19 protein-coding genes are annotated in these 13021 nt (G+C 70.3%); 10 read left to right on the top strand and 9 right to left on the bottom strand.

Translation table 11 applies throughout. The annotated features are described in order from the left end of the window. Positions 1-5: 5 nt before the first annotated feature. The gene (locus IEZ09_RS02925) at positions 6-1484 is read right to left on the bottom strand and encodes an aldehyde dehydrogenase family protein (RefSeq protein ID WP_189251918.1); all 1479 of its coding nucleotides are present in this window, start codon (positions 1482-1484) and stop codon (positions 6-8) included. Between the two features lie 66 nt (positions 1485-1550). Between IEZ09_RS02925 and IEZ09_RS02920 the strand changes: the two genes are divergently transcribed. Further along, on the top strand, positions 1551-1970 hold the full coding sequence (locus tag IEZ09_RS02920) for a MarR family winged helix-turn-helix transcriptional regulator (RefSeq protein WP_229812195.1): 420 nt from the start codon (positions 1551-1553) through the stop codon (positions 1968-1970). Positions 1971-2083: 113 nt separating this feature from the next. Here the strand turns inward: IEZ09_RS02920 and IEZ09_RS02915 are convergent, their stop codons facing one another. The 4 genes from IEZ09_RS02915 to IEZ09_RS02900 form a co-directional block, all read right to left on the bottom strand. Then, positions 2084-3013 (bottom strand): PDR/VanB family oxidoreductase, encoded by a 930-nt coding sequence (locus IEZ09_RS02915; RefSeq protein ID WP_189251916.1) that lies wholly within the window; start codon positions 3011-3013, stop codon positions 2084-2086. Then, positions 3010-3168, bottom strand: coding sequence for a hypothetical protein (locus tag IEZ09_RS02910; RefSeq protein ID WP_189251915.1), 159 nt, complete (start codon positions 3166-3168; stop codon positions 3010-3012). The genes IEZ09_RS02915 and IEZ09_RS02910 overlap by 4 nt, the downstream gene beginning before the upstream one ends. Beyond that, the gene (locus IEZ09_RS02905; RefSeq protein ID WP_189251914.1) at positions 3165-4199 is read right to left on the bottom strand and encodes a Rieske 2Fe-2S domain-containing protein; all 1035 of its coding nucleotides are present in this window, start codon (positions 4197-4199) and stop codon (positions 3165-3167) included. The genes IEZ09_RS02910 and IEZ09_RS02905 overlap by 4 nt, the downstream gene beginning before the upstream one ends. An 85-nt stretch (positions 4200-4284) precedes the next feature. After that, positions 4285-5052 carry an IclR family transcriptional regulator gene (locus tag IEZ09_RS02900; protein WP_370467616.1) on the bottom strand — a complete coding sequence of 256 codons (768 nt, stop codon included), beginning with the start codon at positions 5050-5052 and terminating at the stop codon, positions 4285-4287. Between the two features lie 44 nt (positions 5053-5096). On the opposite strand from IEZ09_RS02900, the gene IEZ09_RS02895 reads away from it, so the two are divergent. Beyond that, positions 5097-5720, top strand: coding sequence for an RraA family protein (locus IEZ09_RS02895; RefSeq protein WP_189251913.1), 624 nt, complete (start codon positions 5097-5099; stop codon positions 5718-5720). 11 nt (positions 5721-5731) lie between these two features. Here the strand turns inward: IEZ09_RS02895 and IEZ09_RS02890 are convergent, their stop codons facing one another. Then, positions 5732-6163, bottom strand: a complete 432-nt coding sequence (locus IEZ09_RS02890) for a hypothetical protein (protein ID WP_229812194.1) — start codon at positions 6161-6163, stop codon at positions 5732-5734. Between the two features lie 247 nt (positions 6164-6410). Between IEZ09_RS02890 and IEZ09_RS02885 the strand changes: the two genes are divergently transcribed. From IEZ09_RS02885 to IEZ09_RS02855, 7 genes are read left to right on the top strand one after another with little or no spacing between them, the layout of a single operon-like run. After that, positions 6411-6713, top strand: coding sequence for a gas vesicle protein GvpO (locus IEZ09_RS02885; RefSeq protein ID WP_229812193.1), 303 nt, complete (start codon positions 6411-6413; stop codon positions 6711-6713). Between the two features lie 14 nt (positions 6714-6727). Next, the gene (locus IEZ09_RS02880; protein ID WP_189251910.1) at positions 6728-7018 is read left to right on the top strand and encodes a gas vesicle protein; all 291 of its coding nucleotides are present in this window, start codon (positions 6728-6730) and stop codon (positions 7016-7018) included. Then, positions 7015-7698, top strand: coding sequence for a GvpL/GvpF family gas vesicle protein (locus tag IEZ09_RS02875; protein WP_189251909.1), 684 nt, complete (start codon positions 7015-7017; stop codon positions 7696-7698). The genes IEZ09_RS02880 and IEZ09_RS02875 overlap by 4 nt, the downstream gene beginning before the upstream one ends. Next, positions 7691-7849 (top strand): gas vesicle protein GvpJ, encoded by a 159-nt coding sequence (gvpJ, locus tag IEZ09_RS02870; RefSeq protein WP_189251908.1) that lies wholly within the window; start codon positions 7691-7693, stop codon positions 7847-7849. The genes IEZ09_RS02875 and gvpJ (IEZ09_RS02870) overlap by 8 nt, the downstream gene beginning before the upstream one ends. Then, entirely contained in the window at positions 7846-8115 is a 270-nt protein-coding gene (locus tag IEZ09_RS02865; RefSeq protein WP_189251907.1) for a gas vesicle protein K, read from the top strand. Before gvpJ (IEZ09_RS02870) ends, IEZ09_RS02865 begins: the two co-directional genes overlap by 4 nt. Next, a complete protein-coding gene (gene gvpJ, locus IEZ09_RS02860) occupies positions 8112-8453 on the top strand; it encodes a gas vesicle protein GvpJ (RefSeq protein WP_189251906.1) in 342 nt (113 codons plus the stop codon). Before IEZ09_RS02865 ends, gvpJ (IEZ09_RS02860) begins: the two co-directional genes overlap by 4 nt. After that, on the top strand, positions 8450-9124 hold the full coding sequence (locus IEZ09_RS02855; protein ID WP_189251905.1) for a GvpL/GvpF family gas vesicle protein: 675 nt from the start codon (positions 8450-8452) through the stop codon (positions 9122-9124). Before gvpJ (IEZ09_RS02860) ends, IEZ09_RS02855 begins: the two co-directional genes overlap by 4 nt. Before the next feature lie 3 nt (positions 9125-9127). On the opposite strand, the gene IEZ09_RS02850 is transcribed toward IEZ09_RS02855, so the two are convergent. Further along, positions 9128-10201 (bottom strand): NAD(P)H-dependent amine dehydrogenase family protein, encoded by a 1074-nt coding sequence (locus tag IEZ09_RS02850; RefSeq protein ID WP_189251904.1) that lies wholly within the window; start codon positions 10199-10201, stop codon positions 9128-9130. A gap of 14 nt (positions 10202-10215) precedes the next feature. Then, positions 10216-11004, bottom strand: a complete 789-nt coding sequence (locus IEZ09_RS02845; RefSeq protein ID WP_370467615.1) for an SDR family oxidoreductase — start codon at positions 11002-11004, stop codon at positions 10216-10218. Positions 11005-11074: 70 nt separating this feature from the next. Between IEZ09_RS02845 and IEZ09_RS02840 the strand changes: the two genes are divergently transcribed. Next, the gene (locus tag IEZ09_RS02840) at positions 11075-11692 is read left to right on the top strand and encodes a TetR/AcrR family transcriptional regulator (RefSeq protein ID WP_189251902.1); all 618 of its coding nucleotides are present in this window, start codon (positions 11075-11077) and stop codon (positions 11690-11692) included. Here the strand turns inward: IEZ09_RS02840 and IEZ09_RS02835 are convergent. Next, a complete protein-coding gene (locus IEZ09_RS02835) occupies positions 11661-13019 on the bottom strand; it encodes a GH1 family beta-glucosidase (protein ID WP_189251901.1) in 1359 nt (452 codons plus the stop codon). The two genes, IEZ09_RS02840 and IEZ09_RS02835, sit on opposite strands and share 32 nt — an antisense overlap. Positions 13020-13021 lie beyond the last annotated feature (2 nt).

The raw sequence follows: 13021 nt of genomic DNA, 5'->3' as shown, positions 1-13021 counted from the left end.
TGGGCTCAGGCGAGAGAGATGACGACGGACTTCGTGCGCGTGTAGGCGGCGAGTGCCTCCGGGCCGTACTCGCGGCCGTGACCGGAGTCCTTGACGCCGCCGAACGGGATCGCCGGGTCGAGCAGCGCCCAGTCGTTGATCCAGACGATGCCCGCCTGCAGCCGGGCGGCCACCCGGTGCGCCCGCGCGAGGTTCTCGGTCTGCAGCCCGGCGGCGAGGCCGTAGGGCGTGCCGTTGGCCATGGCGACCGCCTCGTCCTCGGTGTCGAACCGCTGCACGGTCAGCACCGGGCCGAAGATCTCCTCCCGCACCACAGAGGACGTGTCCGGCAGGTCCGCGATCACCGTGGGCGGGAAGTAGCACCCGGCCCGGTCGAGCCGCTGCCCACCGGTGACGATCCGGCCGCCGTCGGCCTTCGCCTGCGCGACGTAACGCTCCACTTTGGACAGATGTCGCTCGCCGGCCATCGGCCCGATCACGGTCGCCGGGTCGAACGGGTCCCCGACCGGCACGGTGGGCACGGCCTCGGCGAGAGCGCCGAGAACGGCGTCGTACAACGGTGCCGCGACGAGCAACCGTGGCCCGCCCATGCAGAACTGGCCGGTGTTGAAGACGAACGCCTTGATCGCCGCTCCGATCGCCTTCTCCAGGTCGGCGTCGTCGAAGATGATGTGCGCCGCGTTGCCGCCCAGCTCCATGGTCACGGGCTTGAGCTGCGCGCCCGCGATGCTCGCCGCGTGCCTGCCGACCGCGGTCGACCCGGTGAACGCCACCTTGTCCACGCCGGGGTGGCGCAGGAGGTGCTCGCCGATCTCCGCGCCGTAGCCCGTCACCACGTTGACCACGCCGTCGGGCACACCGGCCTCGGCGAGGATCTCGGCCATCAGCAACGCGCTGAGCGGTGTGTCCTCGGCGGGCTTGTGCACCACCGTGTTGCCCGCCGCGAGCGCCGGAGCGATCTTCGAGCTCGACAGGATCAGCGGGAAGTTGAACGGCGTGATCGCCGCGACCACCCCGATCGGCTCGCGGCGGGTGTAGGCGTGCGAGGGGATCGGGATCTGCCGCGTCGCCCCGTCGAGGGTCTGCGCCAGCGCCGCGTAGTACTCGTACTGCTCGGCGGTCGTCTCCACGTCGACGGGACGGCACAGCGCGACCGGCTTGCCGACGTCGAGGCTCTCCACCGCGACGAGCTCGTCCGCCCTGGCCCGCACGATGTCCGCGACCCGGTGCAGGATCCGCCCGCGCTGCCTGCCCGGCGTCGCCGCCCAGCCCTCCAGCGCGGCGCGGGCGGCGTCGACCGCGTCGTTGACGTCGGCCGTGGTGCCCCAGGCGACGGACGTGACGACGGATCCGGTGGACGGGTCGGTCACGGGGATGCGGGCGTCCTCGGTGGACTCCCGCCACGTGCCCCCGATGAACAACCTGCCGGGTGCGACGACCGGGCGGCGCACCGTTGCGGTCGGACGCTCGTCGAGTGCGGTCATGTCGGGTTTGCCTTCCTGTGCCAGGCTTCTGAGTGATCGGCGTGATCGATGGGGAAGGTGGAGCACGTGCGACCGTCGCTGATGTACGAGATCAAGCAGGTGGAGCTCGCGGTGCGCGCACTCATGGACGAGGTGCTGCGGCCGGCCGGGGTGACGACGCTGCAGTACACGGCGCTGACGGTGCTGGCCCGGCGCGACGGCCTCACGTCGGCCGAGCTGGCGCGCCACTCGTTCGTGACCGCGCAGACGATGACCGACATGGTCGCCGCGCTGGAGCGGCGTGAGCTGATCGTCCGGACGCCGGACCCGGCGCACGGCAGGAGGTTGCTGATCAGCCTCACGGACTCCGGCAGGGCGTTCCTCGACGAGCACGCCGACGACGTGGCGGCGATCGAGAAGAGGATGGTGAGCAAGCTCAGCAAGGGCGAGCGAACCGCGTTGCACGACATGCTCAACCGGTGTCGTGCCGCACTCGCCGGTTCTTAGCGACCACGCATGGGTTCGGCTCCTCACTGAGCTGGTGTATCAGGATTACGAATATCAGGAATCCTGATACACAAAGCATGGTTCGGTGTTGTTGAACTGTCAAGTGTTTCCGGTCAGAGGTCGAGGACCAGCCGCGGGGAACGCGAGCGGGACACGCAGATCATCATCACGTCGCCGTTCTCCCGTTCGTCGTCGGTGAGCACCGAGTCGCGGTGGTCGGGCGTTCCGGCGAGGACGACCGTCTCGCAGGTGCCGCAGGTGCCCTCCTGACAGGACGACAGCACGGGCACGCCCGCACGTTCGACGACCTCGAGCACGGACTCGTCCGGCTCCACCCGCAGGACCTCGCCGGACTGCGAGAGCTCGACCTCGAACCCCTGCCGCGGGCCTTGTGCCGCATCGGGTTTGGGTGCGAACCGTTCGACGTGGAGTGTCCCGGCCGGCCACTGCGCACAATGCTGTTCGACGGCGGTCAGCAGGCCTTCCGGTCCACAGCAGTACACGGCGGTGCCGGGCGCGGGCTCGCCGAGCAGGGTCGCCAGGTCCAGCAGGCCGGCCTCGTCCTGGGGGCGGATCTCGACGCGGCCCAGGGGTTCGAGCTCGTCGAGGAACGCCATGGAGGAGCGCGTCCTACCGCCGTAGACCAGCCGCCAGTCGTGGCCGGCCGCGGCCACCTCGGCGATCATCGGCAGGATCGGCGTGATGCCGATGCCACCCGCGATGAAGAGGTACCTCTCGGCCTCGACGAGCGCGAAGTGGTTGCGCGGCCCGTGCACCTCGATCAGCTGCCCGGCGGTGAGCACGTCGTGCACGTACTGCGAACCCCCGCGGCCGTCGGGTTCGCGGAGCACGGCGACCTGGAGGACCGTGTTGTCGTGCGGGTCACCGCACAGCGAGTACTGGCGGACCAGGTCGTCGCCGAGTTCCAGATCGACGTGCGCACCGGGCGTCCACGCGGGCAGCGGGTGACCGTCCGGATGCCGCAGGGTCAGCAGGACGACACCGTCGGCGATCGGTTTCTTGCTCTCCAGCAGCAGTTTCATGGCGTGTGTCCCACGGGGTGGTCGAGCAGCCACTCCCACAGCTCGACCGGGTCGTCGAACTCGCGCTCGGCGGAGCAGTGGCACACCGCCCGCAGCCGGTCGGTGCCCAGGACCCAGTGGATGCGGAAGACGCGGTTGCCGGTCAGAGCGTTCATGCCTGCTCGCACAGCCGCTTGAGCATCCGGCGCGCGGCGAGCCCGCCGGTGTCGATGTTGATCGAGAGCTCCTGGTAGCCCTCGGGCTCGGTGGCGATGACCTGTTCCAGCACGTTCAACGCCTCGACGTCCTGCAGGACGACCGTGCGGTTGTTCTCGGCGAGGAACGCGGACACCTCCTCGTCGCCGAGCGCGAAGTCCCGTGCCACGGCCCAGAAGTCGTGCGTCGAGTTCTCGCTCTCCGGCGTGATCGCGTACACGACCTCGACGTGGAACGCGTCCGGGTCGGTGCCGTCCGGATTGGGCACGGACCCCACCGGCGCGATGCGGCTGTGCAGCTTGTACAGGCACGGCGGCGTGTACTCGATGTCCTGCCAGCGCGCGATCCTGCCCTGCAGCCCGGTCGACTTCGAGTAGAACGGCGGGCACTCCGCGTCGTCCATGTGTCGCGAGACGTAGACGATGCCGGCGTCCTCGTCGACCTCGGTCGTGATCGGGGTGGCGGCGACCTCTGGCGTGCCGATGTAACCGCCGTGCAGATAGGTCTCGTGCGACAGGTCGAGCAGGTTGTCGACCAGCAGTTCGTACCTGGCGGCCAACGGTTCCATGCCCGAGACGGTCGTGTAGTCCGGCGCGACCAGCCACGGTGCGCGGGGGATCCGCGACGCGTCGGCGTTCGCCGGGTCGCCGATGAACACCCACACGAACGAGTCCTGTTCCACCACCGGATACGGCAGCAGTCGCGCGGTGCGCGGGATGCGGGTCTGACCGGGCACGGCGACGCACTTGCCGGTCGCGTCGTAGGTGAAGCCGTGGTAGCCGCACACGACCTGGTCGTCGACGAGCCGGGAAGGCGGCTGGGACAACGGGAAACGGCGGTGCACGCACCGGTCGGGCATGGCCGTCACCGCTCCGTCGCGGGTGCGCCAGAACAGGATCGGCTCGCCGCAGACGGTGCGGGTGAACAGGTCGTGCCCGATCTCGGAACCGTAGGCCGCGACGTACCACTGGTCGCGCGGGAAGCCGGTCATCGACGCTCCTTCTCCGTGGTGGGGGTCACAGCGTGACCGAGACCGCGGCCCGGTCCGTAGCGGTGTTTCCGGAAAATGGAAGCCCTTAGGCCGAGAGGGCGCGGGAGATCGCCTGAGCGCTGGTGCGCACGAGCCGCGCCAATGCGTGCGGCGTCGTGCTGCCGTGCCGCACGACGAGAGATACCGCGGCGATCACCTCGCCGTGCCGGTCGCGGATCGGCGCACCGACCGAGAGCGCGTCCATCGTGACCTGGCGGTCGCTGATCGAGAAGCCGTTCGCCCTGGTGTCGGCGAGCATCCGGCGCAGCTGCCGCGGATCGGTGACGGTCTTGGCCGTGTACCGGTCGATCGGGCCGCCCAGCACCTCTTCCTGCACCTCGGCGGGGGCGTGGGCGAGCAGCACCAGGCCGACGCCGGTGGCGGTGAGGGCGAACCGGCCGCCGACGCGGGTGAGCACCGGCACCGCGCCGGACCCCGCGATCCGTTCGACGAAGACGACCTCCGTGCCCTCCCTGACGGCGAGCTGCACGTTCTCCTTGGTGATCTGGGAGAGGTCCTCCAGGAACGGCAGCGCGGTCTCGCGCAGCCCCGGCCCGCGCGGCGCGAGCGAACCGAGCTCCCACAGCCGCAACCCGATCCGGTACAGCCCGTCAGCGTCGCGTTCGACCGCACCCCACGCGCAGAGCTCCTGCATCAGCCGGTGCGCGGTCGACAACGGCATGTCCGCGCGCCTGGCGAGCTCGCTCAGCGTCAGCTCGCGACGCTGGGCGTCGAACGCGTCGAGCAACCGCAGCGCACGGCCGATCACCGGCCCGGTGGGACCGGCCGGTCTGCCTCTCCTCGGCGCGCTCACTCCGCCATCATCCCTCGTGGACCGCGTCTGGTAGTCGTGGTGGCATGAGTGACGCAGCGGAGTTCGAGAAGATCTCGCCCACCACCCTCGCCGACGTGCTGGGCCGCGAGCGCGTGATGGACTCCGGCATCCATCCACTGTGGACGCCCTTGCCGCGGGTCGCGGGACCCGCGTTCACCGTGCGGTGCCCGCCGGGTGACAACCTGATGCTGCACGCGGCCATCTACCGCGCCGAGCCGGGCTCGGTGATCGTGGTGCAGTCGGGCGACCTCGACTACGCGCTGGCCGGCGGCAACGTCTGCGCCGTCGCGCACCGCCGGGGTGTCGCCGCGTTCGTCCTCGACGGCGTGATCCGCGACGTGGCCGAGACCAGGGAGCTGGGCTTCCCGGTCTTCGCCAGGGGAGTGATCCCGATTCCCGGCACGAAGAAGGCCGTGTCGCCGTTCAACGAGCCGATCGAATGCGGTGGCGTGCGGGTCGAGGCGGGCGACGTCGTCGTGGCGGACGAGGAGGGCGTCGTCGTGGTGCCGCGCGACCGGCAGGACCAGGTCCTCCGCGACGCGCGGGCGAAACTGGCGGAGGAGGCCTCCCAGACGTTGGACGACTGGGAGGCCGAGCACCACGCCCGCATCGCGAAGGCACTGCGGGACAACGGCTTCGCCGGCTAGCCGGGTGCCGCTCAGCCGCAGTGCGAGGGCGCCGAGTACCAGGCGTTCCAGACTCCGCTGATCGTCACGCCGCCTCCCCAGATGATGCACTTGCCGGCGGCGGACACCTTCACCGGACCGGCGTAGGTGGTGTAGGGCTTGTCGTCGTTCTTGAAATCGGTGTAGCTGCCGTCGGCGTTCTCCTTCGCGATGGCGGCCAGCAGCCGGGTGGGGCTGCCGGGGTTCGTCCGCCACGTGACCACGCAGTTGGTGCTGCCGTTGTACAGCAGGCGGATCGTGGCGACGCTGCCCAGCTTGTGGCTGTCGATCTCGTGGTAGCTGCCACCGCCACAGGCCTCGATCGGTGACGACGCCGCTTGCGCCGCGGTGCTCATCGTCACCGACGCGGCGAGGACGGCTGCGGTGGCGAGGCTGAGGGACAGCGCTTTCCTGAACTTGTTCACGGCGGCGACCATAGGCGGAGGAAGCGAGAAAACGGCAGCAAGTCGGACGACCTCGGACACCCCGATCCGTTGGGACGAACGCCGCACGCCACCTGGCTGATGCCAATTGCAGCACTCGAATGCATTCACCGAATTCGGCCGTTCGCTCTATCGGGATGCATTCGCTCTGACATGCCCGTCAACATGTTAATTCTTCGTCGGTGAGCAATTCTGCATGGCGCCGTGAACTGCCTCTATGGTGGGGAGAGTGGCTGACGATTCGAATGACAGTTCGCCATCCGGAAAACCTGAGAAACTCACCGCCGCATTCGCCATTCGAGCCGCAACGGAGCAGTTCGGTGCGCTGTTCGGCAGGACGCCGGAAGCCGTTTCGGGGATTCGCGCGCTGCCGGACGGCGGTTGGTCCGTCCTGGTCGACGTGCTCGAGCTCGAACGCGTCCCGGCCACGACGAGCGTCATGTCCACCTATCGCGTCGACGTCGACGCGACGGGCGAGCTGTGCGGCTGCGAGCGGCTCCGGCGCTACACCCGTGGCACGACCGACCTGTGAGGGGACCGTTCCAAGTGGACAACAGATCCAGTTCTCTCGCCGACACGCTGGAACGCGTCCTGGACAAGGGCGTGGTGATCGTGGGGGACATCGCCGTCAGCGTGGTGGACATCGAGCTGCTGACGTTGCGGGTGAGGCTGTTCGTGGCGTCCGCGCAGACCGCGCGCGAGATGGGCATCGACTGGTGGGAGAACGACCCGTTCTTCGCTCCGAGATCGGCGGCGAGACAGCTGGCGGCGGAGAACGCCGAGCTGCGCGACCGGCTGGCGGCACTGGAGCGGGCGCTGGAGGAGAACCGACCATGAGCCGCGGCCTGTACGCGTACGCGATCACCAGGGATCGGCGGATCGACCTGGCCGGGCCGTGGCTGATCGGTCACCGAGGCCTGGCGCTCGTCGTGGCCGAGGTGGAGACCGAGCGGTTCGCCGGGCTCGAGTTCGACGAGCCCGCCGAGGACAGTCCGCTCGCCGTGCTCGCCCGCTACCACGACGCCGTGGTGCGTGCGGTGTTCCAGCACGAACCGGTGCTGCCGCTGCGGTTCGGCACCGTGCTCGACGGCGTCGACGCGGCGCTGCGGTTGCTCGGCGCCCGCCACGAGGAGGCGTCGGCCTGGCTGGACCGGGTGGAGGGACGGCGCGAGTGGGGCGTCCGCGTGCGCGCCGCCGCACCTGCGCCGGTGGACCTCGACGCCTTGTCCGGAACGGCCTACCTGGCGATGCGCCGGCAACGGCTGGACGCCGCCGACGCCGTCCGTCGCGGCGCCGCGAGCGTGCACCGGGCGTTGACCCGGCGGTCAGCCGAGAGCACGTGCCGCGACCTCGCCGGTGACGTGCTGCTCGAAGGGGCGTACCTGGTCGACGTGGAGAACGAGGAGGACTTCCACGCCGAGATCGACCGGCTGACCCGGGAACTGGGGCTGCGCGCGGAGATCACCGGGCCCTGGCCGCCGTACTCGTTCACGAAGGTCGAGTTCGCCGATGCCTGAGCACAGTGCGGCGAGCCTCGTCGACCTCCTCGACCGGGTCGTGCACCGGGGCGCGGTCGTGCGCGGTGACGTGGTCATCGCGTTGGCGGGCGTCGAACTCATCCGGCTCGACCTGAGGCTGTTGCTGATCGGCATCGGCGGCGACCGGTGAGCGCGCAGGACGCGGGCCGGGGGCTCGGTCGCATCGTCGTGGCGGTGCTGGAGATCGTGTGCGAGCTGCTCGAGCGTCAGGCGCTGCGCCGGGTGGACGCCGGAACCCTGACGGCCGAGGAGATCGAGAACCTCGGCCAGGCGCTGATCTCGCTGCAACGCCAGTTCGCGGCGTTGCGCGAGGCACTCGGTGAGCCGGACACGTCGAGCGTCCGGCTCCCGGTCGACATCGCGACCCTGCTGAGCGAAGAGAGGGCAGCACCATGACCGCTCCTGTCGTACCGAACTCCGGCGGCCTGGCCGACGTGCTGAACGTCCTGCTGGACAAGGGACTGGTGATCGACGCGTCCGTGCGGGTGTCGCTGATCGGCATCGAGATCCTGGCCATCGACATCAAGGTCGTGATCGCCAGCGTCGACACCTACATCCGTTACCTGGAAGCGATGCAACGTCTCGAAGCGACCCGCAGGGGCGTCGTGACGGCGGCACCCGCGGCCCAGGGCATCTCCGGCACCTACGGCCTGCTGGCCTCGGCGGTTCCCGCCATGGTCGCACCCGCGGTCGTCACCCCGGCCGCCGTCCCGGTGGAGGAACCCGAGCAGTGAGCCTGTATCTGCACGGCGTCGTGCGGGCGAGTCACCGGCTGCCGGACGACTCGCCGTTCCGGCTGGTCGACGTGGACGATCTCGCCGCGGTGGTCAGCGACCGGCAGAACGATCAGGTGCTGACCGAGCAGGAGGTCGTCGCTCACCTGGAGGGGTTGTGCGCGCTGCTGCCGGGCGGTCCGGTGCTGCCACTGCGGATCGGCACCACCGCGGTGGACGAGGCCGCGACCCGCACGGCCGTCGTCGCACTGGGGCCGCCGTCACTGCGGCACCACCTCGACGAGCTCGACGGAATGGCGGAGATGCACGTGCGGCTGGTGTTCGACGAGAACACCGCGTTGCGCGCGGTGCACGACAGGGGCGTGGTGACGAGCCGGGCCGTGGACGTCGTAGCGCAGGGCGAGCTGATCGCGCGGGAAATCGTTGCGTGGCGCCGGAAGGAGGCCGACGCACTGCTCGCGCCGGTGGCGGCGGTGGCGAAGGCGATGGCGCTGCTCGACGCGCCGGCCCACACCGAGGAGGCCCGCGCGTACCTGGTGCCCCTGGATCAGGTCGAGGCGGCGTGCGCGGCGGTCGCGAAGATCAGTGAGGTCACGGCGACCTGCACGGGTCCGTTGCCCGCCTACCACTTCCTCGATCCGCCCCGGCCGGCTTCCCGCTGGGGCTGGTAGGACTCACGCCTTCGCCGACACCAGCCCACGCCCGGTGGTCAGCGGCAGGTCGAGTGCGGTGAGCAGACCGGGTGCGGCGGCCACGACCGCGGGAACGGCGTTGACCAGGCGCATGGCGGTCGACGCCACGCCCGCGGTGTTGTGGTCGCCGTCGCCGCCGGTCAGCCGCACGTCCACGACGTAGTTGGGTTCACCGGAGATCTCCACGCGGTAGCAGCCGGTGCCGACCGGCTGCGGCCAGTCCGGCGCGTGGCCGGGCCGCAGCCTCGTGACGTGTTCGAGCACGAGCACCGGCCGATCGCCGACCATGCCGCTGACGGTGAACCGCAGTGCCGCCATGCTGCCCTCGGCGATCGTGCGGCCCGCGGCGGTGAACTCCTCCGGTGCCGCGAACCGCTCGTGGTGTTCGACGACCGAGTCGAGCGTGACGTCCAGAGCGGCGGCCAGTTGCCGGACGACGCTGCCCCACGCGAGCGTGAGCACGCCGGGTTGCAACAGCAGCGGCGTCTGGCCGGGCGCCGAGCCGAAGCCCATGATGTCGAACAACACCAACGGGTTGTCGTAGGTCGAGTAGTCCGTGATCTCCGAGCAGCGGATGAGGTCGATGCGCTGACAGGTGCCGGACAGCAGCAGCGGCAACCAGTCGTTGGCCCAGCCGGGGTCGATCCCGTTGACCCACAACGAGCTCCCGCCCTCGGCGGCGGCCTGCCGGATGGGCTCGACCAGCTCCGGCGGCACGGTGCCCTCGGGATAGGACAGGAACACCGGACCGCTGGCCACCACGTTGATGCCCGCCCGCAGCAGCCGGCACAGGTCGTCGATCGCCTCGGTCAGCCGGTTGTCGGCCATCGCCGTGTAGACGACGCAGTCCGGTTTCGCCGCGATCAGCTGATCGGCGTCCGTGGTCGCGCGGACCCCGGCCGGGTCCACCCCGGCCAGCTCGCCCGCGTCGAGGCCGTTCTTGGCCGGGTTCGACACCCAGACTCCCGCCAGGTCCAGGCCGGGATGGTCGATGATGCCGCGCAGCGCCCACTTGCCGACGTTGCCGGTGCTCCACTGCACGACGCGAAGCGCCACCTGTGTCTCCTCGCTCAGAGATCCGGGAGGGCGAAGTCGAGGTTGGGCGCGCCGATCCCGCCGTCGACCCGCAGCACCGATCCCGTGGTGTAGCCGGAGGCCCTGGACGCCAGGTACAGCACGGCGGCCGCGACCTCGTCGGGGTGGCCGAGCCGGCGCAGCGGGGTGGCCTGTTCCATCGAGGTCCTGATCTTCTCGTCGCGGGCCACCACGTCCAGCGCCGAGGTGTGGACCGAGCCGACGTCGATCGCGTTCACCCTGATCCGCGGCGCGAGGTCCGTGGCGGCCAGGTGCGTGTAGTGCGTGAGGGCGGCCTTCGCCGTGCCGTAGGCCAGGAAGCCGCGACCGGCGAGCCTGCCCATCACGGAGCTGATGTTGATCACCGACCCGCCACCGCCGTCGAGCATCAGCGGCACCGCGGCCTTGGTCAGCGCGTGCGCGGTGGTGACGTTGAAGTGGAAGGCGTCTTCGAGGAACTCCGGTGTCGTCGTCAGGAATGTGTTCGGCAAGGTGCCACCCACGTTGTTCACGACGACGTCCAGCCGTCCGAGCTGCGAGGCGGCCGTCTGCGCCAACGACGCCGCGGCGTCCACATCGGACAGATCTGCCGGAACGACCACAGCCTTCCGTCCCAGCGCCTCGATCCTGCCCGCGACCTCCACCAGCTGGTCCTCAGTGCGCGCGCTGATCACCACGTCCGCGCCCGCCTCGGCCAGCGCGATCGCCGAGGCGGCACCGATCCCGCGCCCCGCGCCGGTCACCACCGCCACCGCGCCGGGCAGTCCGAACATGTCCGTCACCACCCGGCCCACTCTTAAGCGCTAGTACTTAAAAGTCAAGGCCCAGTGCTCACCCCGTGCTACCGTGCGTGCCGTGGCCAGCGCGGATGCCAGGGAACGGATCATCGTCGCCGCCGAGCGGCTGATCGCCGAGCACGGCGTCGAGGTGCCGTTGCGCGACATCGCCACGGCCGCCGGTCAGCGCAACAACTCCGCGGTGCAGTACCACTTCGGCGGCAGGGACGGGCTGATCGACGCCGTCGCCGAGCACCGCATCGCCGACCTCGAACAGCACCGCCTCGAACTGCTCGCCGAGAGCGAGGCCACCGGCGCGGCGCAGGACGTCCGCGCCCTGGTCTCCGCACTGGTCGTGCCGATGCTGACCGTGCCCTACGAGCACGGCGCCACCCACTACGCGCGGTTCCTCGACCGGGTCCGCACCCACCCCGCGCTGGCCGCGGACACCAACCTCGGCCGGGCGGGGCGGGCCGCGGTCCGGCTGATCATCACACGCCTGGACCGGGCGCTGGACGACCTGCCGACCGCGGTCAGGCGCCGCCGTCTGCGCGTCCTCCCCACGGTGCTGTTCGCCCTGCTCGCCGACCGCGAACGGGCCGTGGCCGCTGGCGAACCCGACCCGCACGCGGCAGCGGAGCTGGTCGACCTGATCGTCGGGATGCTCACCGCCCCTGTGTCCGTTGCGCCTCGATGAACGAGCGGTACCAGTGGTAGCTGGCGCGCGGCGTGCGCTTCTGCGTCGCGTAGTCGACGTGGATCAGGCCGAACCGGTGCTTGTAGCCGTGCGCCCACTCGAAGTTGTCGAGCAGCGACCAGCAGAAGTACCCGCGCAAGTCCACTCCGGCCGCCGCCTCGGCCGCAGCGATGTGGTCGCGGAGGAAGACGATGCGGTCGTGGTCCTCGAACGTCTCCGTGTCCGGGTAGACGCAGCCGTTCTCGGTGACGTACACGGGCGGCAGATCGGGATGCCGTGCCTTGAGATCGGTCAGCGCGATCGTGAGACCGGCGGGTTCGACGGGCCAGCCCATGCCGGTGCGCGGAACGTCCGGCAGCCGGGTCGTGTCGACGCCGATGTCGTGGGCGGTGCGCTTGGCGGGATCCGGCTCCCGGTGCGGCGCGTCGGCCACGTGCAGGCGGTAGTAGTAGTTGAGGCCGACGTAGTCCAGCGGTTCGCCGATGATCGCGAGATCCCCGTCGTGCCGGAAGGAGAAGTCGGTGATCGCGCCGAACATCGACGTCAGCTCGTCCGGGTACGCGCCGCCGAACAACGGGTCGGTGAACTGCCTGCGCAGCAAGCAGTCCTGACGGCTGGCGGCCGCGACGTCGGCGGGGGAGTCCGTCACCGGCACGGTGGGGGACTGGTTGAGCACGATGCCGAACTCCTGACCGGGCGCACCGTTGGCGCGCATGGCCTGCACGGCGAGACCGTGCCCCAGCAGCAGGTGGTGCGCCGCCGCCAGCGCACCGTGGCCCTCCCTCGCGCCGGGAGCGTGCCGGCCTTCGCCGTAGCCCACGATCGAGGAGCAGTACGGCTCGTTCACCGTGACCCACTTGGTGACGACGTCGTTCAGCGCCTCGTGCACCGTCGCCGCGTAGTCGGCGAACCAGCCGGAGGTGTCACGGCTGCGCCACCCGCCCAGGTCCTCCAGTGCCTGCGGCAGGTCCCAGTGGTACAGCGTGACGAACGGCTCGATCCCCTTGCTCAGCAACGCTTCGGCGAGCCGCCGGTAGAAGTCGAGGCCGCGCTGCTCGACCCGGCCGCGCCCCTCCGGCAGGATCCGCGACCACGAGATCGAGAACCGGTACGCGTCCACGCCGAGGTCGACGAGCAACCGCACGTCCTCCGGCCAGCGGTGGTAGTGGTCCGCCGCCACGTCACCGGTGTCGCCGTTCGCGACCGCGCCGGGAACCGCCGCGAAAGTGTCCCAGATGGACGGACTGCGGCCGTCGAGCCGCGCCGCCCCCTCGATCTGGTAGGCCGAGGTCGCCACACCCCAGCGGAAGCCGTCCGGAAAACTCACAA

The sequence above is a fragment of the Lentzea flava genome, from assembly GCF_014648475.1.
In the GTDB taxonomy this organism is placed as follows: Bacteria; Actinomycetota; Actinomycetes; order Mycobacteriales; family Pseudonocardiaceae; genus Lentzea; species Lentzea flava.
Note: the sequence above shows the minus strand (reverse complement) of the source record. Positions and strands in the feature narration are given on the sequence as shown.

What these genes read in the sequence shown, in the direction of transcription:
- IEZ09_RS02925 (WP_189251918.1), bottom strand. Translation starts at nt 1,484, where the DNA reads ATGACCGCACTCGACGAGCGTCCGACCGCAACGGTGCGCCGCCCGGTC.
- IEZ09_RS02915 (WP_189251916.1), bottom strand. Translation starts at nt 3,013, where the DNA reads ATGAAACTGCTGCTGGAGAGCAAGAAACCGATCGCCGACGGTGTCGTC.
- IEZ09_RS02910 (WP_189251915.1), bottom strand. Translation starts at nt 3,168, where the DNA reads ATGAACGCTCTGACCGGCAACCGCGTCTTCCGCATCCACTGGGTCCTG.
- IEZ09_RS02905 (WP_189251914.1), bottom strand. Translation starts at nt 4,199, where the DNA reads ATGACCGGCTTCCCGCGCGACCAGTGGTACGTCGCGGCCTACGGTTCC.
- IEZ09_RS02895 (WP_189251913.1), top strand. Translation starts at nt 5,097, where the DNA reads ATGAGTGACGCAGCGGAGTTCGAGAAGATCTCGCCCACCACCCTCGCC.
- IEZ09_RS02875 (WP_189251909.1), top strand. Translation starts at nt 7,015, where the DNA reads ATGAGCCGCGGCCTGTACGCGTACGCGATCACCAGGGATCGGCGGATC.
- gvpJ (WP_189251908.1), top strand. Translation starts at nt 7,691, where the DNA reads ATGCCTGAGCACAGTGCGGCGAGCCTCGTCGACCTCCTCGACCGGGTC.
- gvpJ (WP_189251906.1), top strand. Translation starts at nt 8,112, where the DNA reads ATGACCGCTCCTGTCGTACCGAACTCCGGCGGCCTGGCCGACGTGCTG.